25 protein-coding genes are annotated in these 25,170 nt (G+C 37.3%); 15 read left to right on the top strand and 10 right to left on the bottom strand.

What is annotated here, in order from left to right; genetic code table 11:
• Positions 1-185 precede the first annotated feature (185 nt).
• Positions 186-581: a RagB/SusD family nutrient uptake outer membrane protein gene (locus tag ORI89_RS12000; RefSeq protein ID WP_268230729.1), complete on the bottom strand. Its 396-nt coding sequence runs from the start codon at positions 579-581 to the stop codon at positions 186-188.
• A 672-nt stretch (positions 582-1,253) separates the two neighbouring features.
• Here ORI89_RS12000 and ORI89_RS12005 point away from each other — a divergent pair.
• Positions 1,254-1,481, top strand: a complete 228-nt coding sequence (locus ORI89_RS12005; RefSeq protein ID WP_268230730.1) for a hypothetical protein — start codon at positions 1,254-1,256, stop codon at positions 1,479-1,481.
• Between the two features lie 17 nt (positions 1,482-1,498).
• Here the strand turns inward: ORI89_RS12005 and ORI89_RS12010 are convergent, their stop codons facing one another.
• The 6 genes from ORI89_RS12010 to ORI89_RS12035 all read right to left on the bottom strand — a co-directional run bounded on the left by ORI89_RS12010 (position 1,499) and on the right by ORI89_RS12035 (position 5,208).
• The gene (locus ORI89_RS12010) at positions 1,499-2,080 is read right to left on the bottom strand and encodes a hypothetical protein (RefSeq protein ID WP_268230731.1); all 582 of its coding nucleotides are present in this window, start codon (positions 2,078-2,080) and stop codon (positions 1,499-1,501) included.
• 251 nt (positions 2,081-2,331) lie between these two features.
• Positions 2,332-3,261: a HipA domain-containing protein gene (locus ORI89_RS12015; RefSeq protein ID WP_268230732.1), complete on the bottom strand. Its 930-nt coding sequence runs from the start codon at positions 3,259-3,261 to the stop codon at positions 2,332-2,334.
• Positions 3,254-3,589 (bottom strand): HipA N-terminal domain-containing protein, encoded by a 336-nt coding sequence (locus tag ORI89_RS12020; RefSeq protein ID WP_268230733.1) that lies wholly within the window; start codon positions 3,587-3,589, stop codon positions 3,254-3,256. The genes ORI89_RS12015 and ORI89_RS12020 overlap by 8 nt, the downstream gene beginning before the upstream one ends.
• On the bottom strand, positions 3,589-3,792 hold the full coding sequence (locus ORI89_RS12025; RefSeq protein ID WP_268230734.1) for a type II toxin-antitoxin system Y4mF family antitoxin: 204 nt from the start codon (positions 3,790-3,792) through the stop codon (positions 3,589-3,591). The genes ORI89_RS12020 and ORI89_RS12025 overlap by 1 nt, the downstream gene beginning before the upstream one ends.
• Positions 3,793-4,099: 307 nt before the next feature.
• The gene (locus ORI89_RS12030; RefSeq protein WP_268230735.1) at positions 4,100-4,639 is read right to left on the bottom strand and encodes a hypothetical protein; all 540 of its coding nucleotides are present in this window, start codon (positions 4,637-4,639) and stop codon (positions 4,100-4,102) included.
• A 53-nt stretch (positions 4,640-4,692) separates the two neighbouring features.
• The gene (locus ORI89_RS12035; RefSeq protein ID WP_268230736.1) at positions 4,693-5,208 is read right to left on the bottom strand and encodes a MepB family protein; all 516 of its coding nucleotides are present in this window, start codon (positions 5,206-5,208) and stop codon (positions 4,693-4,695) included.
• Positions 5,209-5,473: 265 nt separating this feature from the next.
• On the opposite strand from ORI89_RS12035, the gene ORI89_RS12040 reads away from it, so the two are divergent.
• A complete protein-coding gene (locus ORI89_RS12040) occupies positions 5,474-7,117 on the top strand; it encodes a sensor histidine kinase (RefSeq protein WP_268230737.1) in 1,644 nt (547 codons plus the stop codon).
• A 1-nt stretch (position 7,118) separates the two neighbouring features.
• Positions 7,119-7,868 (top strand): LytR/AlgR family response regulator transcription factor, encoded by a 750-nt coding sequence (locus tag ORI89_RS12045; RefSeq protein ID WP_268230738.1) that lies wholly within the window; start codon positions 7,119-7,121, stop codon positions 7,866-7,868.
• A gap of 86 nt (positions 7,869-7,954) precedes the next feature.
• Here ORI89_RS12045 and ORI89_RS12050 read toward each other — a convergent pair whose 3' ends face one another.
• Complete coding sequence (locus ORI89_RS12050) at positions 7,955-9,328, bottom strand: Gfo/Idh/MocA family protein (RefSeq protein ID WP_268230739.1); 1,374 nt, start codon at positions 9,326-9,328, stop codon at positions 7,955-7,957.
• Between the two features lie 518 nt (positions 9,329-9,846).
• Between ORI89_RS12050 and ORI89_RS12055 the strand changes: the two genes are divergently transcribed.
• From ORI89_RS12055 to ORI89_RS12070, 4 genes are all read left to right on the top strand, one after another.
• Positions 9,847-11,808 carry a tetratricopeptide repeat-containing sensor histidine kinase gene (locus ORI89_RS12055; protein WP_268230740.1) on the top strand — a complete coding sequence of 654 codons (1,962 nt, stop codon included), beginning with the start codon at positions 9,847-9,849 and terminating at the stop codon, positions 11,806-11,808.
• Positions 11,798-12,430 carry a response regulator gene (locus ORI89_RS12060; protein ID WP_268230741.1) on the top strand — a complete coding sequence of 211 codons (633 nt, stop codon included), beginning with the start codon at positions 11,798-11,800 and terminating at the stop codon, positions 12,428-12,430. Before ORI89_RS12055 ends, ORI89_RS12060 begins: the two co-directional genes overlap by 11 nt.
• A gap of 143 nt (positions 12,431-12,573) precedes the next feature.
• Complete coding sequence (locus ORI89_RS12065) at positions 12,574-13,584, top strand: OmpA family protein (protein ID WP_268230742.1); 1,011 nt, start codon at positions 12,574-12,576, stop codon at positions 13,582-13,584.
• An 80-nt stretch (positions 13,585-13,664) separates the two neighbouring features.
• Positions 13,665-14,360, top strand: a complete 696-nt coding sequence (locus ORI89_RS12070; protein ID WP_268230743.1) for a hypothetical protein — start codon at positions 13,665-13,667, stop codon at positions 14,358-14,360.
• A 125-nt stretch (positions 14,361-14,485) separates the two neighbouring features.
• Here the strand turns inward: ORI89_RS12070 and ORI89_RS12075 are convergent, their stop codons facing one another.
• A complete protein-coding gene (locus ORI89_RS12075) occupies positions 14,486-14,842 on the bottom strand; it encodes a DUF4180 domain-containing protein (protein ID WP_268230744.1) in 357 nt (118 codons plus the stop codon).
• Between the two features lie 134 nt (positions 14,843-14,976).
• Here ORI89_RS12075 and ORI89_RS12080 point away from each other — a divergent pair, with 134 nt between their 5' ends.
• The 8 genes from ORI89_RS12080 to ORI89_RS12110 all read left to right on the top strand — a co-directional run bounded on the left by ORI89_RS12080 (position 14,977) and on the right by ORI89_RS12110 (position 24,434).
• Positions 14,977-16,350, top strand: coding sequence for a sigma-54-dependent transcriptional regulator (locus ORI89_RS12080; protein ID WP_268230745.1), 1,374 nt, complete (start codon positions 14,977-14,979; stop codon positions 16,348-16,350).
• A 329-nt stretch (positions 16,351-16,679) separates the two neighbouring features.
• Complete coding sequence (locus ORI89_RS12085) at positions 16,680-17,036, top strand: DUF7674 family protein (RefSeq protein WP_268230746.1); 357 nt, start codon at positions 16,680-16,682, stop codon at positions 17,034-17,036.
• Between the two features lie 12 nt (positions 17,037-17,048).
• Positions 17,049-17,129 carry a potassium-transporting ATPase subunit F gene (locus ORI89_RS19285; RefSeq protein WP_442800886.1) on the top strand — a complete coding sequence of 27 codons (81 nt, stop codon included), beginning with the start codon at positions 17,049-17,051 and terminating at the stop codon, positions 17,127-17,129.
• Between the two features lie 22 nt (positions 17,130-17,151).
• The gene (kdpA, locus tag ORI89_RS12090; protein WP_268230747.1) at positions 17,152-18,837 is read left to right on the top strand and encodes a potassium-transporting ATPase subunit KdpA; all 1,686 of its coding nucleotides are present in this window, start codon (positions 17,152-17,154) and stop codon (positions 18,835-18,837) included.
• 23 nt (positions 18,838-18,860) lie between these two features.
• Positions 18,861-20,870 carry a potassium-transporting ATPase subunit KdpB gene (gene kdpB / locus ORI89_RS12095; RefSeq protein WP_268230748.1) on the top strand — a complete coding sequence of 670 codons (2,010 nt, stop codon included), beginning with the start codon at positions 18,861-18,863 and terminating at the stop codon, positions 20,868-20,870.
• Positions 20,871-20,894: 24 nt separating this feature from the next.
• Positions 20,895-21,461: a K(+)-transporting ATPase subunit C gene (locus ORI89_RS12100; protein ID WP_268230749.1), complete on the top strand. Its 567-nt coding sequence runs from the start codon at positions 20,895-20,897 to the stop codon at positions 21,459-21,461.
• 42 nt (positions 21,462-21,503) lie between these two features.
• On the top strand, positions 21,504-22,625 hold the full coding sequence (locus ORI89_RS12105; protein ID WP_268230750.1) for a sensor protein KdpD: 1,122 nt from the start codon (positions 21,504-21,506) through the stop codon (positions 22,623-22,625).
• A 72-nt stretch (positions 22,626-22,697) separates the two neighbouring features.
• Positions 22,698-24,434: an ATP-binding protein gene (locus ORI89_RS12110; protein ID WP_268230751.1), complete on the top strand. Its 1,737-nt coding sequence runs from the start codon at positions 22,698-22,700 to the stop codon at positions 24,432-24,434.
• A 58-nt stretch (positions 24,435-24,492) separates the two neighbouring features.
• Here ORI89_RS12110 and ORI89_RS12115 read toward each other — a convergent pair whose 3' ends face one another.
• On the bottom strand, positions 24,493-25,161 hold the full coding sequence (locus tag ORI89_RS12115; RefSeq protein WP_268230752.1) for a 3-keto-disaccharide hydrolase: 669 nt from the start codon (positions 25,159-25,161) through the stop codon (positions 24,493-24,495).
• Between the last annotated feature and the right edge of the window lie 9 nt (positions 25,162-25,170).

Consider the following 25,170-nt stretch of genomic DNA (forward strand, 5'->3'; position numbering starts at 1 on the left):
AAAGATATATCATGATATAGCAGCTAAGAGCGGGATTTTTTAAAAGATGTGGTTTATATTTGAAGAAATCGCCCCCCCCTCCTCTAAAAAAACAGGCTCAATATATGGTTGTCTTCATATTGTTGAGCCTGTTTAATTATTAGTAGGTGAAAGAAAATATAATTTAACTCCTTATTTTAAACTTGTTAATCCCAAAACGGGTTTTGCACGAGATTAGGGTTTTTATCGATTTCTCCCTGTGGAATAGGAAACCAGTAATTTTTTGCTGTAAAAACACGTTTTTGATACACAGATCTTTTGAAGAAAGCTTTCGGATTGCTTTCGTTATCATCTTTCTCCGTACCAGAAAAATTCATACCATAAAAGTTACCATCGAGTTCCTTTTCTCCAATTTTCCACCGCCTAATATCACGGTACCGAATCCCCTCGTTGTTAAGCTCGACCCTACGCTCTCTACGGATTGCTGCCCTCATATCTTCCTGAGAAACAGGAACAGGTATAGAGTTTATCCCAGCGCCATACCTAGGGATGCCTGCCCTTTCTCGTATAAGATTTACATATTTTTCCCTTCGAAATAGCACAAAACAAATGTTTCCCGTCTCTTTCTGGGGAATAAGTCGGTATATTCTTTTATAGGCTGATCATATATTATTTTTTTTAAAAAAATAATATATGGAAGGTATACTTGCAAATCTCCTTTAGCGAGCCCACTTAACGCAAAACATTGTAGTCCCTTTCGAAGGTAGCTACGCAAGAAAAGTATTATATCCGGGTGAGTGTTAGCGAGACCTATTGATAGAAGTCGTACAAAGCGAGATAACGTAAAAAGAAAGGATATTGATAAGGATAAAATACGTTCAGGCTCCTTCGCTGAACGTAACAGAATATAGAATTTTCCTTAGTGCACTACGAACTTGACTTTTGCCTTCCTTCTGTATTGTAGAGATAATATATGAAATAAAACCATTTTTCAGCTGGGTCTATTTAAGGCACAGAGAGTCTTTCCTTTTATTTATCAAAAATTTTATTTCACATGTATATGTAAACACCTATACACTTGTAATTAAATTATAGAAGATGTATATTGCTGATTATAAACTATAAATATTGTAAAAAAAACGATTCTACTTCTTTTAGTATTTTTCAAAAAGTTATTTTGGCTGTTCTAAATAGGGCAAAATAAAGGAAATACATCCATTATAGTAGTCTGACATTTTACATATAGTAAACGCTGACTTATAAAGCTTATAAATATGAAAATTTTTGTAATTTTATTAATGTTGCTCTGGTTTGTTGGTTATGTAATAGCTTTACTGAAAATAGCTAAATCAAAAAAGAGAATACCTTTCTTGAGTGTTGTAGCAATGTTATTATTTCCATTTTTATGGATATTTTTTATTAAACAGCTTTCTCATATTGAAAGTGTACTTAAGTTTAATCAAAAAAAGACATATATAAAATTACCCCCAACAAGAAATTGATTATTTCGGAGTAAAAGCTATCGAAACTTAATACTCTGCAAAAGTGTTTCAAGAAAGGCTTCTGCTTTACGGACTTCATTCTCTTGGCAAGTTACGCTCCCCATCAAATAGTAGCGATTTTGTTGATCTATTATTGTGAAATATTTCTTAATAAAATCCTTAAAATAATAAACCAGTACATTGTAATTATTGACTTCTTTGATTTCATCAAAGTACTGATGTTCCCGATAATCGATGTACTTTCCTTCTACATAATACCCCCCTGGATCGGTAGCCCTTCTTTCGTCGCTTAATTTTAACCGACTAGGATGAACATTATTAATATTCACCGATACAATATTAATAATCAGACCATCATAAGCCCAAAACTCGCCATTAAGGTCTGACTGTTTTTTCCATATATCATAAATTGGAGTAACATATCTATCTCGAAGAAGGGGATAAACTTCTGCGATGCTGACTTGATTCTGAGCCGTAAGATAAGAACTGCTAGCAATACTATGGAAGGACAATAATTCGCCGCTCTTTTTTGAGTTTTGAGAAAAAGTGGTCAAAAAAGAAATAGAAAAAAATATAAATACGATCAACTTTACTTTCATAAATATAATACTCCTGTATAAAGAAGGCACTGTCGAATAGTTCTTAATTTGATTACTGATTATTGTAAGATACGATTTTTACTGTGTTAAACGAATGCGACAGCCTGTATCTCTGTTGCCAGACGGTGAAGCCCCTCTTCTATCTTCTTAAGCTGCAACTAGCGGGACTTTTTCAACCCTGACGAGTAATCGCAGCTGACTGACCCGTCGTGAAATAGCTATACCATTAAGTGAGTGATAAGATTATATTTCTAAAACAATGCTATTTGTGTTGATTTACTCGTCATAATTTCAAAGTATTTTTCCTTATATTCATCAGTTAAAAAACTTCTATCAATCCATTCTCTTACCTCATCAAACTGTTTAGAAAAGTCTTTGTAAATATTATCACGAACAATATCCGTCAGACCTAAACTCGTAGCAAAGAGATCAAAATCTGAACGCTTTATTTTCCGTTTTCGTCCACCCAAGGTCAAAGCCAGATCCTCTTTGTCATCGGGATAAATTAAGTTTACATTTAAAAGATCATACGCTGGTGAAAACAAAACACCTTTATCCGTATGCACTAAAGAAAAGTTTTTTAGGTGCATATCGTTATTTCCTGTTAAAAAAGAAAATAACACCAATCTAAAATATTTAATGACATCCAAACCCGAGTTGGTAGCATAGTGCTTGATAATTTTACCTACACGCTCGTAGGAGCTTTTGTATTTTTGTTCTGTCAATAAACCAGATACTTGACATAAATCCTCTACGTGAATTTTCTTGCCAGCAGCACGGTCAAAACGTTTGGTAATGTAAGCCAGTTCGCCAGTTGAAGTTCGAATTAAGCTGTGTTTAGCCGTATCAATTTTAAATAACTTTGCGAGGTGCATAGTCAAATCTTCTACCTCTGGCATAAAGGCAAAATCTTTAGACTGGGGCTTCAGAATATAATCTCCCCATAACCCTACTAAAGTCAATCGTTTATTACCTTTTTCACCTTTTAGACTTAATGATATTTTGGGTTGCACACCAGTCAAAGCCAAACGTTCGTTTACTGTAATTTGCGCTAGTTTGTTTAACTTCTCTTGATCTAATTCTAAGACAGGAATGTGGGATGTTCCAAAGAATCTTCTGGAACAAGTAGCGTGATATTCACTAGCCTCAACAGGTTGATAACAGAACAAACAATTAAGCATGATTCTCCAATTCTATAGGGTATACAGAAACAGCACCAATAGTATCTCTGCATAAATTGATTAATAGTTCAAAACGGTCACGTGGATTGAGCTTCCAGTGTTTCTCCCCAATTTCTAATAACCACCCTTCGGGAATTAAGCCATCAAAAAAAGAAAAAAGCACCTTACTATGATAAGCTGATTCTGAAAGCGGTAAAGTCAAGCTAATTGCTTTAGAACTGGTATTTTTTAAATATTCGTCTGTATAATGAAATGTATAACCATCATCACCCTCAACTAAAACACCCGCTAATTGACTTTGAAAATATATTTTTGCTTGTCGTGCCATTACGCTCTACTTTTATCAATTACTCCCACTTCTTTTCCGAATAATGCTAATACATCATTAACTTTATCTAAACGAAGTGTTTTCTTGCCTTGCTCCAGATCACGAACAAAACGAAGTCCTACACCAGCATTTAATGCTAATTCTTCTTGTGTCAGTTTTAGTTCTTTCCGCTTTTCTTTTACAAACAATCGTAATGTGTTCATATCTATACCTTTTCTGGTATAAATATACACATTAACTTTAAAACAATACCAGCTCGGGTATAAAATAAATAAAAACCAAATAACTATACCTCAAAGGGTATATTACAAACTTTACTAAAAACCGTATTGGTTGAAATGATGAGCTAAGTAGCTCAATAGGAATAAAGACAGGGAAAGCAAGGGTAATGGATATTACGGTTTGATTTGTGCCACTTAAGAATATCATTGATTTATATTTTGGCCAGTATCACCCACTTTTAGAAGCTCCTCGAAAAATAAATACAATGAATTTTACTTTCATAAATAATTACAGACTAATTATTGGCTCTAGGCACTCTCCTGGCATATACTTATTATTATTCTCATCGATAAGACAGTCGATCTTATTTGTTTTTAGGTTATAGAGTATCTTGAAAGTTCTCTTTGGATGCTTGTCTACTTTATCGGGTGTGAAAATCAAAATATTCTCTGCTGCTTTGTATGATCCGTTTATAAATTGCAGCTGCTGGCTAGGAGCAAAAAATGTACGCCCTTCTTTTTCCTCCTCTTTCTTTTTTACCGGATCGTAACTGTAACGAGTAACTACCATTCGGGCATTATCTCCTGACCAGCCATATTCTAAAAGGTTTTCAACCACATAAACCAGCGAATCTTTTTGTTCTTCAGCAGTATAACTGAAGCAATTTTCGCCCTCTTCCCTAACAGCAGCCCCTTTTGGCCTGACCTGCGCTAAAGGAGCTTCTTCCTTTAGCAATGCAGGAGCAGGAATGTTATTTGATTTTTCCGACTGGCCAAAAACTGAAATACCGATAAAAACTAAACATGCTGCTATAAATATTTTTCTCATTTTATTACGTAGTGCATCAATTTTTATTGAAAATAAACGATAAATATAATGCTTTAGAATAAACTTATTGCCTTTTCTAAATCTACCGTTTTGTTGGGCGACAAATCTAAAAAATAGTTCACCTGCCAGAGCTGTGTTTTCTGCGCTTGTTGACTAGTCGTTAAATCCCAAGGAGGATAAACCCTAATACCTCGTTTACCTTCCTTGTGCTTGATTTTATCGGATAGAATTTTGTGTTCGTATAATACTGCCTTTGAAAAAATGAAAACACCGAAATTCTCACTTTGTTTTGTTGCAATGATATAGTGCTCATACTCGTCTGAAATGTCGAAAGGTTCGGTTATACCTTTTTCATTCCGTTTCCAGATCGTTACGAATTGTCCAGTTTTTGAAGGAGTAATTTTTGCTTTTCGAAATTTTATTTCTTGTCCATTAAGAAGAAAACTCAAGGCAAAATAAGCTTTACTTTCGGCTTCGCACTCTACGTTTGTCAGCTTCAATCCACACGGTTTGAAAACAGCTTCATTAATCAGTTCCAGCTCGGGATATATAGTTCTAGAATTTATCAAATCGTACCTTATTATTATTGTAATTATTGCCGGAACACCTACTCGGCGCTTGAAACAATAGACTAGCACAAAAAGCCTAGCATCGAGCTGTATCTTAAATATACACTATTTGCTAAAATAATAAATTTAACCGACAGCGCTGTTTTGCGCTATTCAAATACCGTGTAAAACACTACATTTACTAACTCAAACACTGCCTTTGCTATTTTAGGGTTTTTGTTTTGCTATTATTGTGACAAGTTTGATGAAGATTAAACTAAACGCCATGAAAAAAATCGTCTTAATATTTATCAGTTTCTTGACTCTACTTTCTGCCGTATATGCGCAGAAAGGTATCAACCACTCTATACATTATGCTGCTGGAGGAAGATTAAACATGCATGTTGATAGTGGAGCAAACAATGTCTATTATAACAGTAAATTTCCAAATCAACCAAACACCTCTTTTAATTATTTGCCTGAAGTCAATCATGTAAGTGTCCTAATGTATTTTAGGAAGAAAGAGAACCCACAGAATTTTCGGTACACTATCTTAGAGGATGATACCCCATTAGTAGTAAACAAGCCGGTCAATAAAGAGCAATTGCATGATGTTATCAGGAAAGATATTGATTGGAAAGACGAAGTGCTTGATTCTACATCACTTGGTGTTTTTCCCTTAAAAGGCAAAACAATAACTATACTAATATACAGCGTCGAAAACCCATTGAATATCCAAAAAACTATTTTCTACGGAAAGCCTATTCCGCGAGCGAAAATTGAAGTCTTATCAAAACGTTTTGCTACCGAAAAAGGCGTTAGCTACAGTTCAATAACCGATCTAAAAGAGGTAACAGATCTTGTTTTTACAGAGAAAGATGATGAACTCACTATAGTAAAAGATTTATCAGAAATAGATTATCTTTACTCCACTTCCATAAAAGATAAGAAAACAAATAAAATAATCTTTGAATCCACTTCATGGCGATATGGAGGCTATCTTAATGAAGAAGGTAATAAGCATTTACCTTATGTAAAGCTTGACAAAAGCATTTTCAAAAAATCGGGAGATTATGAAATTATCATTCAACCAATGATTAAATGGAATAGCACGCTTGAGGGTGTTTTAGAATATAATCTTTCCCCAAAAGAAATAGAAGAATATACAACCAGGCATACCCTCGCAATCACTCTAAGCCAAGAGAACTACACGTTAAGAGACCTTTTGACCTTTGTAATTACCGTGACTTCCATGATTGGGTTAGTCTTTCTTTTTATCCTTTATATAAACAAAAAGCACAACAAAAAAAAACTAGCAGAAAAAGAGCAGCAAGAGCAGTTAGCTAAGGTTCAGTTAAGTTCGATTCGTAGCCAATTAAACCCTCATTTTCTGTTTAACGCATTGTCTGGCATTCAAAACCTGATGAATAAAAACGAGGTGGACAATGCCAATAAGTATTTGGCTAAGTTTGCCCGCCTCACACGCACCGTACTGACAGATAAAGAACTGATTAGCTTGGCGCAAGAGAAGAAACTATTGGACGACTACCTGCAGATGGAGCAATTGCGGTTTGGCTTTAAATATAACATCTTCCACGATGAAGACCTCGATTTAGATAATATAGAAATACCGAGTATGTTGCTACAGCCTTTTGTAGAAAATGCGGTGAAACACGGAATAGCAGAAAAGGGGCATGATGGCGATGTAATTATCAGGTTTACTAAACAAGAAAATGATTTGATATTAACAGTAGCAGATAATGGAAATGGCTTTAATACAGCAACGAAAAGCACCGGCTTAGGTCTGCAATTGAGTGAAAACAGAATAGCTTTATTAAATAGTATTTATAAAGAAAATCACTTTATCTTAGCTATACAGTCAAACAGCGAGGGTACAAAAATAAACTTGACATTAACAGACTGGCTATAATATGGTGAGAGCAGTTTTAATAGATGACGAAATTTCTAATATAGAAAACCTACGGACTTTGCTTGAAAAGCATTGTCCGCAGGTAGCTATCCTAGAGACAGCACAAAATGTAAAGGATGCTGTAAGCATTATTGAGAAGTATATGCCTAATTTGGTGTTTCTAGATATTCAAATGGGCAAACAGACCGGGTTTGATGTGCTAAAACTACTTCCAGAACGGAGTTTTGAGGTTATTTTTGTTACTGCTTATGACCTTTATGGCATACAGGCTGTGAAATTTGCAGCATTGGATTACCTTTTAAAACCAATTGATATCGAAGAATTGATAACGGCAGTAAATAAAGCTGAACGAAAAATAGCAGCACAGAGCCAAACTTCGCAGCTCGATTTTTTAGTGCAACAGCTAAAAAAACCTGAAGCAGGCGGAAGCAAAATTGCCCTGCAAATGCAAACAGAAATAAGGTATGTGATGCTATCGGAAATTGTGCGTTGTGAAGCAGACAATACCTATACACACTTTTTTTTAACAAGTGGTGAAAAACTATTGGTTTCTAAATCACTTAAAGAATATGCAGATCTTTTGCAGCCCAAGGGCTTTTTGCGAACACATCAAAGTCATTTGGTAAACCCAAAATATGTAAAAAGCTGGCTTAAAGAAGATGGTGGTGTTTTACTGATGATATCAGGCGATAAAATCCCCATATCAAAACCCAATAAAGAGACCGTAAGGCAAGCATTACAGCGGATTTAATGCTTAAAATAAAATAGGAGCACATAATAAAAAAGGTTTCGGCCTTACGACCGAAACCTTCTCTAAAAGAACTACATGACTTTTGTTTAAAAAGACCTATAGTTACCTTGTAAATATTGATTGGCTTTTTCTTCCTTGAATTTAGCTGTTTTCGCATCCCAATGCAACGTTTCGCCAGGGAAACGACCAGCGATAGTGCCCAAAAGAATGGTCTCTGTAAGACGGGAAGCATAATCAAAGTCAGCCGAACATTCAGCCTTACCTAAGCAGGCGTCGACGAACTCATGGTAATGTTTAGCCCCTTCTCTATCATAATCGCGAACAGGTTCGCCTAGATTAAACTTCTTGGAGACGTCTGCGATTTCCTTAGAGATATCAACATATTGACCATCGACGATCTTAGTAGGCAGTTGCATAAAGTGAGGCAATAATAAACGTCCTTTAGTACCTACAAACATAGCTCCCTGCTCGGGCAGCTGACCTTCGCCTGCTAATTTTGGATCAAGAGATAATACACCAGGATCGTCCTGTTTTACTTCTTTCTTTTGAGCCCCCTGCATATTGGGCAACATAAGATCTTCATGCATTGCCGGCGCGCCGGGACCATCGTACCAGATCCACTTTAAAGACTTACCGGTATACTTTGTGCCAGGAAACTCATACGTTACCTTGTTGTGCTCTGGGAAACCAAAACCATTCGTGGGTCGACATTCGTTGACAATAGTACGTGGCACATCGAGTTGCAAAGCATTATAAGGCGTATCAAAAATATGTACGCCCATATCTCCTAAAGTGCCACAGCCGTAGTCCATGAGTTGTCTCCAACGCCCGGGGTGATAAACGTCTTTTTTATAAGGCCTTTTCGGCGAAGTGCCTGCCCATAAGTTCCAATCCAGATGTTCCGGGATAGGGTCCTCTCCTACTGGCGGCGGTCCGTCGTAACCATGGTTTTTTGGAGACCAAGCGTGTACGGTATGTACCTTTCCGATGATGCCGGACTGAATTAACAGAGTAGCTAATTTATAATCGTAAAAAGAGTGAACCTGAATTCCCATTTGGGTAACCAGCTTTTTTTCGGCTGCGATTTTTTTCATCTCACGCGATTCAGACACATAATGGGTTAATGGCTTCTGGCAATAAACCGGTTTATTCATCTGCATAGCTAGCATAGATGCCGGAGCGTGCGTATGATCTGGGGTAGAAACAATAACCGCATCGATCTGATCACCGAGTTCTTTCATCATCTCCCGATAGTCAGAGAAAATGCGAGCCTGAGGGTGTAGCTTATGTGCTTCAGCTAGGTTGATAGCGTCAACATCGCAGAGTGCGAAAACATCTACACTTGCATGCGAGGATATAGCGTCCAAATCTGCTCTCCCCATACCACCAACACCGATGTGTGCCGTACGCAAACGACGGTCAGTTGGGAAAGCCTTTAGGAAGGAAGGTGAGAAAAGCACTCCCAACGCGCCTAAAGCACTGGTTTTTAAAAATTCTCTTTTATTCATATGTATTTAATCTGTTTTTTATTTGTCATATGGAATATCCAAATTATTTGCATTCGTAGTTGAGTAGCTTGTGCTACATGGATACTTCGTTTGTAAAAAATTAACTTTCACTGGTCATATTAAAATATCCAACATAAATTATAACGCTTTTTTGTTTATAATAGCTATTCATACTGCTTTGCGGTCATCCAAATTTGTAGGACCTACATGACCTGGATATCCATAAAATAGTACTGTTTATGTTTAAGTAGAATCGAAAATAAGATTATTCCCCCTTTATTCCAAACAATTAACAAAACAAAAACGGAGAATAGGACGAAAAAGAAATTTTCAAACAGACAGGCCAAAACGAGGTCATCAAAAAAGAAACCTTTTTACAAAAAACAAAGCAATACCCCAATAATAGGGTATTTAAGATTTCCGATTTATTGCGCATCTTTGAGCCATTATCCAAGTACTTCGCATAAAACATGAAGAGTCTTTTATATTTTCTATTTTTTCTATCGTCCGTACAGGCTCTTTATGCGCAGTTGCAACCAATTGACCAAGCTAAAAACGATAGCTTACTTATTGTTTTAAGAAAAGGAACAACCGATAGTATACAGGCTCGGGCCGCCTTTCATCTTGCCAAAATATGGATAAACATAGACTCGGCCCAAGGATTAAAATATCTTGAAAAAGGAAAGTCACTAGCTAAAAGCAACGAATACTTAAACGCGATATACCGCTATCAGGCCATAACGTCCTATAAAGATGAACAGGAAGTGGATTTCCTGCTAAACATATTTCGTAAATACGATAATCCAGACAGTTGGGATTATACCTACCGGGTAGCTATAAACAGAGTAAGGTGGCTTAACAATCGCCCTCGCTCGGATGAGGCTCTAGCGATGCTGAAAAAGGACATCATACCATTAGTTGATAAACTTAAAAACCCGGCTTACTTGGCAGAAGTACCTTTAGAAATGGGGCGGGCATTCTTAAACCAAGGAATGGATGACGAAGCGGTCCAGTACCTTGAAAAGTCGGCCGAGCGATACGAAAATATACAGCCTAAGAGCGAGCCCCTACTGTACAATCACATCCATGTCCTGGGGTCATTAGCGAATGTTTATAACACCCTGCGAAATAACAAAAAAGCAGACTCGGTGATTCACCGTGCTAAAGAGCTTTTAAAAATACAGCCAAACTTTCCGCAGGAGTTGCGTATAGCTTCCTATGAAGCGATGCACCTGGTATTGAGCGAACAATACAAAGCTGCCGAAACACTGGTAGATCAAATGTTGGCTAAAAGTAAAGGTGTTCCTCGGCACTACTTATTAAACCTTCATTTCCAACGATATAAAGCATTAGCGGGAATGAAAGATTACCACAAAGCATTAATCACACTGCAACAAAGTCACCCCATTGATAGTATACAAATAGACCTAAAGACATATGGAGCTGTAGATCTAAATAAAATACTACAAAGCTATGCAATAGCGTATGAGGACGTAGACGATTACAAACAGGCTTCACAATATTGGAAACGCTACGTTAAACACCGAGACTCAGTCAGTAAAGACGAGATTGCAACAGAAATTTCCAAATTGGAAGTTCAGTTACGAACACAGGAAAAAGATGCCGCAATAGATAATTTAAAAATTGAGAAGGACAAAGCTGATCTAAAGATAAAAAACCAACAAATATTGAATTGGCTTTTTGCCCTTGCCACAGGCTTATTGTTGACATTATTAGGCTTTATTCTATATATTTATAAAAATAAACAACAGGCCACCAGCAACCGCATAAAACAATTGGAAACCGCCAACAAATTAGAAGTTACAAAAGCGCTCCTCGAAGGTGAAGAAAGAGAACGCCAACGCATAGGCCGTGATTTGCATGATAGCCTTGGCGGATCATTATCCGGAATACGGATGCAATTATCGGAATCGCAACAGCAGCAACCCGAACCAATTTTGGATCGTGCAATAGTACAGCTGGAAGATTCAATAGCCGAGGTTAGGCGTATAGCACGCAATATGGTTCCGGAAAGCTTATTATGTAGCGGACTTGATACCGGACTACAGGACCTTTGCGTAGCTTTTTCTTCGGCAGATGTCGCAATCGAATACCAGTCGGCAGGGATATCAGCAAATTTGCCTGTTAACATACAGACAAACATATACCGCATTGTCCAAGAACTACTGGTGAATGCGCTAAAACATGGAAAAGCAAATAACATTATTGTACAATGTATACAGAGCAAAAATACCATACTCCTTACCGTAGAAGATAACGGAAAAGGGTTTAGTATAACAGATGCACACCATACACCCGGAATAGGACTTAAAAATGTTCAACGCCGGGTAGATTATATGCAAGGACAATATAATATAGAAAGTGCCCCCGGACATGGCACAACTATTAATATAGAAATACATGTCAACTAAAAAAACAACTATCGTCATTCTGGATGATCATCCTATAGTAGTAGAAGGGCTTAAATCACTATTTCTAAAACATAATCCTGCCTTCGTAGTTTATACATTCGAAAGTGCAAAATCTTTTCGGGCTTTTATGGAGACAAGGCCAGCCATAGACGCCATGCTGTTAGACATTAACCTGCCCGACGGCAATGGCCTAGACATCTGTAAAGAACTTATAGAACAGTCTTCTTCGATCAAGATAATCGCACTGAGCAATCAAATAGAACAAAGTATTATCCGCCAAATGTTTGATAATGGCGCATATGGTTTTTTATTGAAAAGTACGCCTTCCTCTAAAATCGTTTCAAGTGTTGAGGCCGTTCTACAAGGACAGGTAATTATGGATCCTGAAGTGATGCGTATACTAAACACACCTGTACAGGCTAAGTTGTATCCCGCATTAACCCGAAGAGAGAAGCAATTGATAGAGCTGATGGCAAAAGGAAAAACAACAGCTGTTATTGCTGAAGAGCTATTTTTAAGCAAATTTACCGTCGATACTTATAGAAAAAATTTGTTACAAAAGTTTAAGGTGAAAAATAGTTCCGAGCTGTTAATGCTTGTCGTGCAAGAGAACCTCCTATAAATAGGAGGGTAAAAACACCTATTAACTGGTATTTCAAAAAATAATATCGTATCGTAATTTTGATATAAAGAAAGGTTGATCAAACAATTTAATTTATTTTAGTAAAAAAATAAGAAAACAAATAGTTATTTAGAACCACTTTGATGAAGAAAACAACATTATTGTTAGCGAGCACTATCTTCTTCGTAGCCTGCAACAACACTCCGAAAGACGGACAGGAAAATCAACAAGACACGGTATCGACCTCCCTATCGGGGAGCAATAACGAAACTTCGGAGACAGAAACCGTAGCATCTTTTGATATAATGAACATATCGTTGACCACTGCAGATATAGGTGATTTCCCTTTCATAAATTTACCTGAAGGGCTAGAAGAAATGAACAAACCTATGCTCAGTAAATTTGATGTTTGTTTTTTCCCCATAGACGGCACAATGACACCTTTTGAGGGTAGATTGTATAAAACTTTTGTATCACCTGTACGTGGAGAGGAATTTTCGCAGCGCTATTTCGAAAAAAGCATGGAAGACTACCTGAAAGCAATTGGTGCTGTCAAAGTATTTGATGGTGAAATTACGAGAGAAGAATATGACCGCTACAACAAACAAGATCCTAATAAAGGAGGAGAAGGTGACATGGGCTATTTTGATCGGAACATAAAATTCTGGGCCTTACGGAGTGCCGATAAAGGAAATATCTACATACAATACGGGGCGAACAATGCAGGTGGAACTCTAAATGTTTTACAAGAAGAGAATTTTATACAGACCATCACGAAGGTAACCGCAGATGAGATTGTAAAGGATTTGAACGAAAAAGGAAAATCTATTTTATATATCAACTTCGACACAGACAAATCAAACCTAACAAGCGAGGGAACAGATGTGGTAAAGCAGATTGCTGAAGCTTTGAAAAAAGAAAGCGCACTAAAAATCAGTATTGAAGGACACACCGATAATACCGGAAACGCAGCACATAATAAAACATTATCCGAACAACGAGCTCATGCAGTCTTACAGGCACTGACAAAAGATGGTATTGAAACCTCTAGGCTTCTAGCTACAGGTTTTGGTGCAGAAAAACCACTCGTGGCAAACGACTCTGAAGAAAACAAAGCAAAAAACAGACGAGTGGAACTCGTAAAGGTAAACTAGCAAACAAATAACATATCGCACAAATATTAATTATTGCTACCTGAACGAATCAGGTGGATACGGAATCTTATTATAGATATATGAAAAACTACTTTCTTTACCCGCTCCTTGCATTATTATGCATATTCACTTCCTGCAGTAAATCAGACGACAACCCCGACAACCCGACTCCCGGTGAGGGCGGACATGTAAGCGGCACATACTGGCCACTAGCCCTGAACAATATGTGGACTATGGCAAACCCTAAAGACCCTTCAGACATCTCTGCAAATAGGCTTATTCATAAAACAATTACACACGAGGGAAAAACCTATTTTCAATTTAAACCGCTGAACACCGAAGGCGATGAAAATTTAAAAGACGGAATTCGTGAAGAGAATGGTGTATTCATAGAGTTGCATGGAGGCTCTAACGTGTCGGGACAAGTCACATCAGCAGGAACAATAACATCCATAAACACCAAATTGAAAGTTGGCGAAACTTGGAAAGATGAGATGACTCTAAAAATTTCCGGCGTTGCTACTGGAACTATAAAACATGTAAACGAAGGTAAAATATTAGAAAAAGTAGCTAGCGCAACAGTCAACGGAAAAACATATAAGGATGTATTAAAAACCGAACTAAAAAAGACGATACTGATCAACGGGACAAGTAATACTCTAAAAATAACGTATGAAACTTGGCTTGCCAATGGAATTGGTCCGATCTATGAAAAAGAGACCTATCAAGACTCAGAAACTGTAAGCTATAACTTGGTAAGTTATACCGTAAAATAGAAAATCGTAAGATAATAGTGAATAAAGTAAACAATGATGGAGGCTATCTTTACAATAGCTTCCATTTATTTTTTAAAACATTAAACTATTTTAAACACCTACGAAACATCAACTGTCTTAAGAAACTATTCGAAGCACTGTAACGCATCAGCGATGTTGGCAACAAAATTCACATGCTTCCCTTGATTACTTTCGTAAATAAAGTCTTTTAAACTTGTACTCGTAAACTTCTTAAAATCGCCAACGATAAACAAACGAACACGATAGTTTGAAAACTTTTGAAGAATGTCTCCTGCCATTTTATTCTTTAAATCGAAAAAGTCTGCACTCAGGTTTTTCTCATAAATAACGACATGATTAAATCCTTGATAATAGACATTCCCTAAAAGATCCAAAGCATCTTCCGTGTTCCGGATTAAGATAGTATCGGAAATTATTTCAGCGACTTCAATTTCCTTTATTTTATGTGCTTTAATATCCATTTTTAAATTTCAAACAATAAAGATAACTTTTATCGACAGCTTTCATAGCTAATATTGAATACGATGTAATCGCGAATAGATTTATATTGTGCTATTTAAACGGTAAAAAATAGTAAGATGTTTTATTTAGCTTTGTGTTTTATAATTTTAGCGCAGACGTGGTTAAAGTACTTATAATAGATGATGAAGAGAAGTTAAGGTCCTTACTCTCAAAAATAATCAGTTTTGAAGGATTCGAGGTTTCGCAGGCAGCAAGTATAAAGCTAGCCATGCAACGCCTGGAGACTGAAGAAATAGATGTCATTATCAGTGATGTGAAGCTACCCGATGGTAGCGGAGTAGAAACAGCAAAGGTAATAAAGGAGAAATATCCGGCTGTAGAGGTTATACTTTTAACTGCATTTGGCAATATACCAGATGGTGTGCAGGCTATCAAAAATGGCGCTTTTGACTACATTACCAAAGGTGATGATAACAACAGAATTATTCCTCTCTTATATAAAGCGAGTGAAAAGGTTGCATTGAACAGAAGGGTACTGCACTTAGAAAAACAACTGGCTAAAAAGCACTCTTTTGACAAAATTATAGGAAAATCAAAACCTATACTAAATGCCATTGAACTGGCAAGAAAGGTGGCTAACACAGATGCTACTGTTTTACTGACCGGAGAAACCGGAACAGGAAAAGAAATTTTTGCACAGGCTATACACCAAGAAGGTCAAAGAGCAAAATATAATTTTGTTGCAATAAACTGTTCGGCATTTAGCAAAGATTTACTGGAGAATGAACTGTTCGGGCATAAAGCAGGGGCTTTTACAGGAGCAACAAAAGATCAAAAAGGATTATTTGAAGAAGCACATAATGGCACTATCTTTCTAGATGAAATAGGAGAAATGGCAATAGACCTCCAAGCTAAGATTTTGAGAGTACTAGAAACCGGCGAACTCTTACGTGTTGGAGACTCTAAACCCCTAAAGGTAAATGTGCGTGTAATTGCGGCAACAAACCGCAACCTAGAAGAAGAAATAGAAAAAGAACATTTCAGAAGTGATCTCTTTTACCGCCTGTCGGTTTTCGGAATTCACTTGCCAGCTCTGCGCGATCGGCCAAAGGATATCACGTTGTTGGCCGAACATTATGTGAATGCTTTTGCCCTAAAGGCCAATCGAAAGACTTTACAAATGAGCGATGAATATATTAAAGCGCTAGAAAATAACAGTTGGAAAGGGAATGTCCGGGAACTGAAAAACATTATTGAAAGAAGTGTGATTTTGGCAGAAACCAATATTTTAGATCTGGATACACTCCCACCTGACCTACAATATGGAAAAAATAAATCGCAATTATTATCTGCATTTTCGATGGCAAGTGCTGAAAAACTCCATATACAAAAAACACTCAACTACACAGCAGGAAATAAGGCAGAAGCAGCCAGGCTCCTAGAAATAGGTGTAGCAACACTATATAGGAAAATTGAAGAATATAAAATTAAATTCCCAAACAATTAAATAATCTTCTGTCGTAAGAACAACTGCAAAACCAAACTTTAACGAACTCCGTTCAGATACCAGTTGCTTACAAAACCGTAATATAGCGACACCCTTAAAACATACAACCGGCAATAACCACCAAGATCTGTAAATATTCCAGTAGTATTCGCCCTATCATTCTGATAAGAACCCTATCAAAATGATAGGTTCTTTGGCATTAAACCAGAACAACAAAAACACCAAACCACCTAAACAGCAGCACCTTACAAAACCACACCTAAAACAGGAATAGCATTTGGCATGCTCTATCGTAAAATAGTGATTACGATACTTTTGAGCATAATAAAATGAAAACAAAAATCAGTACTACAATACGTCTGTGGGCTCCTGAAGCAGCACACCTCATTGTGGAAGATAAGAATAGTGAAGCTATAGCTGACTACTGCTTACTGCATAAATTAGCGGAAGACTGTTTGCTAAAAATACGTTCGGGTTTAGATAATGAACTGGAACTCGTGCAAAAGATTGTTAAAGTGATAAACCTACTCTATTTAGAAGGCAATCAATACACCCGTAATGCGATTGAAAATGAGTTTTTGACAACCCTAGCTATAGACGAAAGCCCAGGAACACTTAAAAAACATCTGGAAATGTTCCCTACAGAACTAAAGAAAGGATATATCAAAACAATATTGGAAAATTAAAGACGACAAGAAATGATAACAGCATTATTCATAATAGCAGTTTGTGTATTTATATACATCTGCTACGTATTGCTTAAGCCCGAGCAATTTTAAACAAACTCTTTAACAGCATAAAATGAATACAGAAATTATAGGCATAGTACTCGTCTTTGGGCTTGCAATAGCTCTTGCCCTACCACTCGGTAAATACATCGCTAAAGTGTATGACGGAGAGAAAACATTGTTAGACCCCATATGTGGCCCAATAGAGAGGTTAATATACAGAACAACAGGTATAAAACCAGAGGCAGAGATGAACTGGAAGCAACACATACTGGCCTTATTAACTATTAATACCGTATGGATTGTACTAGGGATGCTAATTTTAATGACGCAGGAGCGTCTTCCTTTGAACCCCAACTCCATCCCTAACATGCGGATTGACGTGGCCTTAAACACCGTTATATCTTTTGTTGTAAACTGCAATTTACAACATTATGCAGGCGAATCAGAACTAAGCTACCTAGGGCAGTTATGGTTGATGTTTTTGCAGTTTGTAAGTGCGGCTACGGGCATGGCTGCGGTAGTTATCTTGTTTAAAGCTTTTAAAGAGAAAACAGCGGATACACTGGGGAATTTTTATGTACACTTTATAAAATCATGTACAAGAATACTTCTCCCTCTTTCCTTTATCGTGGCTACCCTTCTTGTTTTTGAAGGAACTCCCATGACTTTTGAAGGGAAAACTAACATGACCACATTACAAGGCGAACAAATACAAGTATCAACAGGCCCCGCAGCAGCATTTATAGCAATAAAACACATCGGCACGAATGGAGGTGGCTTTTTTGGAGCAAATTCGGCACATCCATTTGAAAACCCGACTTATTGGAGCAACTCGGTTGAAATGATTGCACAATTGTTAATACCACTGGCTATGGTTTTTGCATTTGGATACTTTATAAAAAGAAAGAAACTTGCCTGCATGATATTCGCCGTGATGACACTGGGTTTTACACTTCTAGTGGTGCCAAGCATGTATATGGAGATGCAAGGCAATCCGGCTATAGCAGCTATGGGAATAGATAATTCATTAGGTGCTATGGAAGGAAAAGAAGTCCGCTTTGGGGCTGCGACCTCTGGCTTCTGGAGTATCGCGACAACTGTAATCTCGACGGGTTCCGTAAATGCTATGCATGACAGCATGATGCCATTATCTGGCATGAATCAGCTTCTTGCGATGATGATAAACGCTTTTTACGGAGGTGTTGGTGTAGGGGTGTTAAACTTTTTTATATTTATTATTCTGGCCGTTTTCATCAGTGGTTTAATGGTAGGCAGAACCCCTGAGTTTCTGGGAAAAAAAATTGAGGCCCAAGAAATGAAAATAGCGATGCTTATTGCCCTGCTCCACCCCTTTCTTATATTAACAGGGACAGCCCTAGCGGCCGCCCTACCACAACATACCGCAGATACTTTAAACAACCCGGGCTTTCATGGGCTAAGCGAGATGCTCTATGAATATACATCTGCAGCAGCAAACAACGGCAGTGGCTTTGAGGGGCTTGCAGATAATACACGATGGTGGAATATAAGTACCGCTCTTGTTTTGTTGCTTTCGCGCTTCTTGCCAATTATAGGCCCCATTGCAATAGCTGGTTTATTGGCTTCTAAAAGATTTGTGCCCGATAGTAACGGTACATTGAAAACCGACACAGCAACTTTCGGACTTATGGTATTTGCAGTTATTGTCATCGTGGCTGCTTTGGCTTTCTTTCCCGTACTGACGTTGGGGCCGATAGCTGAATATTTCTCACTTTAGTAAATAGATTAAAGACTTTTAAAATGAATAGCTCAAATTCGTTATTTCAGAAAGACATGATGTATACTGCATTAAAACAGTCTTTTATAAAACTACATCCAAAAAAAATGTTCAAAAACCCGATTATGTTCGCGGTTTGGGTAGGAACGTTAGTGATGCTTATGATAAGTATATGGGTCCTGACAGGAGCTGAAGGACAAGGTACTTTCGCTTATAATTTCGTCCTCTTTGTTGTTATGTTGCTAACCTTATTGTTTGCCAATTTTGCGGAGGCAATTGCAGAAGCACGCGGTAAAGCGCAGGCAGATAGCTTGCGAAAGACGAGAGAAGAAACACCTGCTAAACTTGAAGATGGGCGTACAATATCTTCGGCACAACTGCAAAAAGAAGATATTTTCATATGCGAAGCAGGAGATATCATACCCGCTGACGGCGAAATCATAACAGGTTTGGCAACAATTGATGAAAGTGCTATTACAGGAGAATCAGCACCTGTTATCAGGGAGGCGGGAGGAGACAAAAGTTCGGTAACAGGGGGCACCAAAGTATTATCTGATAAAATTGTAGTAAAAGTAACTACACAACCAGGAGAAAGTTTTCTGGACAAAATGATTGCCTTAGTGGAAGGTGCAGCCCGCCAAAAAACACCCAACGAAATAGCTTTGACCATTTTGCTGGCAGGCTTCACATTAGTATTTATTCTTGTTTGCGTGACCTTAAAGCCTTTAACAGCTTACGCGCAGGTGGAAATTACTATAGCAGCATTGATCTCTTTGTTTGTTTGTCTGATACCGACTACCATTGGAGGTTTATTGTCCGCCATCGGAATTGCAGGAATGGACAGGGCTTTACGAGCGAATGTAATTACTAAAAGTGGTAAAGCGGTAGAAACAGCAGGTGATATTAATGTTTTACTATTAGATAAAACAGGAACAATAACAATAGGTAACAGGAAAGCTACAGCGTTTTATCCGGCCAACGGAATCGAGGATAAAAGGCTCGTGAAAGCAGCTGTTTTAAGCTCTATGGCCGATGAAACGCCAGAGGGAAAATCTGTTATCGAGCTGGCAGGAGTCAATCCGTTGAGTTACCCTATGAACAACCCGAGCTTTATCAAATTTACAGCAGAGACGAGAAGTTCTGGTGTAGATTATGAAAACATACGTATACGCAAAGGTGCGACCGACGCTATTAAAAATTTGGTAATAAAAGTAGGGAACGATTTCCCTAAAGATGTGGAAGAAAAGGTAAAGACAATTGCGCAAAATGGCGGAACACCCTTGGTGGTATCAGAAAATGAAATAGTATTGGGTGTGATCGAGTTGCAAGATATTATTAAAACAGGCATTCAGGAACGATTTGACCGCTTAAGAAAAATGGGAATAAAAACAGTCATGGTGACTGGAGATAATCCATTAACAGCAAAATATATAGCAGAGAAGGCAGGGGTCGACGATTTTATAGCCGAGGCTAAACCCGAAGACAAGATGAATTATATCAAGAAAGAACAAATGGAAGGCCGCTTAGTAGCGATGATGGGCGACGGAACAAATGATGCCCCAGCATTGGCACAAGCAGATGTGGGCGTGGCAATGAATAGCGGGACACAGGCCGCTAAAGAGGCTGGTAATATGGTCGATTTGGACAACGACCCTACAAAATTAATTGAGGTTGTAGAAATAGGAAAACAATTACTGATGACACGAGGTACACTTACCACCTTTAGTATAGCAAATGACGTCGCTAAATATTTTGCTATTATTCCAGCACTCTTCATTGCAACCATCCCTGCATTACAAAAACTAAATATTATGAACCTACAAAGCCCTGAAAGTGCCATTCTATCCGCTGTAATTTTTAACGCTCTCATTATTCCGATGCTCGTACCTTTAGCTTTAAAAGGAGTTGCCTACAAACCAATCGGAGCAAGCGCCCTACTACGTCGAAATCTTTTCATTTTTGGCTTCGGTGGCATTTTAGTGCCTTTTGTTGGCATTAAAATAATTGATATGACTTTGTCTATTTTCTTTTAATCATCCCTTAACGTGAACATGCAGATGAAAAATCATATTTTACCCGCTATTAAACTTACTGCCCTGCTCCTACTGCTACTTACAGTTGTATACCCACTGGCTGTTTGGACTGTAGCACAATTTGCTCCAAATAAAGGAAAAGGAGCGACAATAGCAGACAATAAAAATGAATACTATGTAAACATTGGCCAATCGTTTACAGCTGATCAGTACTTTCATTCCAGGCCATCAGCAGTAGGATATAATGCTGCCGTTTCAGGAGGAAGCAATAAAGGTCCGTCTAATAAAGAATATATAAAAGAAGTGCAAACGAGGATTGACAGCTTCTTAATTCGCAACCCTATGGTGCAAAAAGCTGAAATACCAGTAGATATGGTTACAGCAAGCGGCAGTGGTCTGGATCCCCATATCTCGGTGCAGGGGGCAAAGGTACAAATCAAAAGAATTGCCGAAATAAGAGGTCTAGAAGAGGCTACGTTATATAAATTGGTTGACGGACAGGTAGAAAAACCACGATGGGGTTTATTGGGGCCTGAAAAAATAAATGTTCTGAAATTAAATATCGCACTCGACGCAATAAGCTTGCGCTAAGCTATAGGTAATGCGATAAGAGCAACTAATAATCGTTTGACAATGGATAAGAGAAAAAGTGCTGCACATTTTTTGGAGATGATTCGAAAATCGAAGAGAGGAAAATTTAAGCTATATATTGGGATGAGTGCCGGCGTGGGTAAAACCTATCGAATGCTACAGGAAGCACATTCACTTTTACAAAATGGAATTGATGTTAAAATCGGCTATATTGAGACGCACAATCGCCCTGAAACACATGCCTTACTGGAGGGCTTGCCCGTAATACCGCGTCGTAAAATCTTTTACAAAGGAAAAGAATTAGATGAGCTGGACCTACAGGCGGTTATAAACCTACGCCCTGAAGTGGTCGTGATTGATGAACTTGCTCACAGCAATACAGAAGGAAGTGATAATGAAAAACGCTGGCAGGATGTAATGGATATATTGGATGTGGGAATTAATGTTATTAGCGCAGTAAATATTCAGCATATAGAAAGTTTAAACAAAGATGTCAAACTAATTGCGGGGATCGACGTCAAAGAGCGCATCCCGGATAGTGTGGTAGCTCAGGCCGATGAAGTAGTAAATATTGATCTGACAGCCGAAGACTTAATTGACCGTTTAAAAGCAGGTAAGATATACGATCAATCCAAAGTAGCGCTTGCACTATCTAACTTTTTTAAGAGCGAACAGATACTACAGCTCCGGGAATTGGCTCTGAAGGAAGTCGCAGCACAAGTGCAACGCAAGGTAGAATCAGAAGTTATTTTATCTAAAAATATTAAAAAAGATCGTTTTATGGCATGCATAAGCTCTAACGAAAAGGCAGCAAAAAATGTTATTCGCAAAACAGCTCGATTAGCAAACTATTACCAAAGTAAATGGTTTGTACTCTATGTACAGACGCCAAAAGAAAGTGCCGACAAAATAGCTCTGGATAAGCAGCGCTTTTTAATTAATAATTTTAAATTGGCAACAGAGCTGGGAGCTGAAGTAATTAAAGTAAAAGCAAATAACACAACGAAAACGATTATTAAAGAATGTGAAAATCGCAGAATAACAACGGTCTGTATAGGTAAGCCAAAAATAACATTAGCTAAAATTATGTTAATGACAGATACTTTTAACACCTTACTCAATAAACTATCGCAGGAAAGTATAGATCTTATTATACTGTCGTAAAAGAAGTAGCCCCCTGTCGGCATAAACCTGCTAGACAACAGCTTAACCAAATTCGTGTAATGTAGAAAAACAATGAGAATTAAAACAAAAATAACCTTTGGTGTCGGGCTTTTATTTTTATTAATACTGGCACTGGCTACAATAAGCGGCTGGTATGTGTACAAATTGAAAAAAGATACAAGCAATATATTAGTCGCAAATTATAAAACATTACAATATTCCAGAAATATGTTGCTCGCGTTAGAAGAAACAGCTGGAGATAAAAATGCATTAGATAGGTTTCAAAAAAATCTAGACCTACAAGAAAAGAACGTAACAGAACCAGGAGAAGTCGAAGCTACGAAAACAATAATAACACATTTTGAACAGTTTAAAAAACAACCCGAAGACACGCTTCTAGTATCAGACATTCGTAAAGATATTACAGAAGTGATGCGCCTTAATATGGAGGCCATAAATCACAAAAGTGATATTGCAGACGAAACCGCACAAGAAGCTATTGTTATTATTACTATTACCGGTGCTTTATGTTTCTTGATTGCTTTCATTTTGTTGGTGAATTTGCCTTCTAACATCGCAAACCCCATAAAAGAACTTACGGAAAGTATTAAAGAAATTGCAGGTCAGAATTATAAAAAGAAAGTAAACTTTGAAAGCCATAATGAATTTGGAGATTTAGCAAAGTCATTCAATACCATGGCAGAAAAATTGGAAGAGTATGCCGAGAGTAAACTTGGAAAAATTTTAAAAGGAAAAAAAAGAATAGAAACATTAATTGATAACCTGCATGACCCAATTATTGGGATAGATGAAAACAAAAAGGTATTATTTGCAAATGAAAAAGCCCTGCTTATCTCAGGTTTGAAAAAAGAAGAACTAATTGGTAAAAAGATACAAGATATAGCAGTAACAAATGACCTAGTGCGCACCATAATTAAAGATATCTTTAACAAAAAAGAAGAAAAAACAGAAACTGAACAGCTAAAAATATATGCCGACGCGAAAGAAAGTTATTTTGAAAAAGAAATTATAGATATCAATATTATCCCGACAGGAGAAGAACAAAGTGAATTTATAGGACAAGTTATTTTTCTAAGAAATATTACGCCCTTTAAGGAACTCGACCTAGCAAAAACCAATTTTATGAGCACGGTGTCTCATGAATTTAAAACTCCGATAGCCTCCATACAGATGGGAATTCAACTATTGGAAAATAATCAAATAGGTGTGTTAAATAAAGAACAACTGGAGCTATTAAGTAGTATCAAAGATGATACTACGCGTTTATTGAGAATAACAGGTGAATTATTAAATATTACACAGGTAGAGAGCGGGGCTATACAGGTAAATTTGCTTGCCACGGAAATACAGCCTATAATTTCTTATGCCGTAAATGCAAACAGAGCGGCGGCTGACAACCGAAATATTAAAATAGATATAGAAATAGACAATACCCATAAAATTACAGCTGATAGTGAAAAAACAGCTTGGGTATTAACAAATTTAATATCTAATGCTGTTAGATATTCTTATGAAAACAGCATAATATATGTGAAAACTAAACAAATAGATAATCAGGTGCAATTTTCTGTTACCGATTCTGGCCAAGGTATACAATCACAGTTTTTAAATAAAGTCTTCGAACGTTATTTTAGAATACCTGGAACGAAAAAAGAAGGCACAGGGTTAGGCTTAAGCATAAGTAAAGAATTTATTCAGGCCCAAGGCGGTGAAATATGGCTAGAAAGCGAATATGGAGTAGGCAGCACATTTCACTTTACACTTAATACAGCTGATAAAGTACAATAAAGGTAAAGCCCACATGAATACTAAACATATATCAAGTGGGCTTCCCATTTAATTAGTTCTATTTTTTCAAACTTTTGATTCTGATATTTCGAAACTTAACAACAGTCCCGTGACCCAAAAAAGCAATATGACCAGTTTTGTTTAAAATAGCCTTCGAGTAGCTATCAGCTGGTAAATCTTTAACAGCCTGGTTAATATGCGTATTTAGTATCTCAACACCATTCACTTTGATAATAAGGTGATCGCCTTTAGCGATTACTTCTTCAGTATTCCACTCGCCTACTTTCAAAGGAAAATATCTTTTTGCCGGTACAATACCGTATAAAGAACCATGATATTGATAAGGTTTCAGATCTTTATATTGCGGGTCATTATTGTCTAATATTTGAAGTTCCATACCACTGTACCCCTGCTCATTAGACACCATATCGTGTCTAATTCCTAAACCATTATTAGCTCCTTCTGTCAAGAAAAAATCAAAACGTAGTATGAAATCAGAAAATTGATCTTTTGTATATAAGTTTCCTCCCATCTCTTGAGAAGGTCTCATAACTATGTTTCCGTCTTCCAATACGTACTCTTTTGTGTTTCCAACCCACGAATCCATATTCGTTCCGTCGAATAAAACCGTGAATCCCTTTTCAACTTTTTTCTTTTGAGCATATCCTGTTGTTACGAAAAACAAACCTAGGGTTAAGACTAAAAGTATTTTATATATATTTTGCATCTATCTGTA

Origin of the sequence: Sphingobacterium sp. UT-1RO-CII-1 (assembly GCF_026711005.1) — a bacterium.
Lineage (GTDB): Bacteria > Bacteroidota > Bacteroidia > Sphingobacteriales > Sphingobacteriaceae > Sphingobacterium.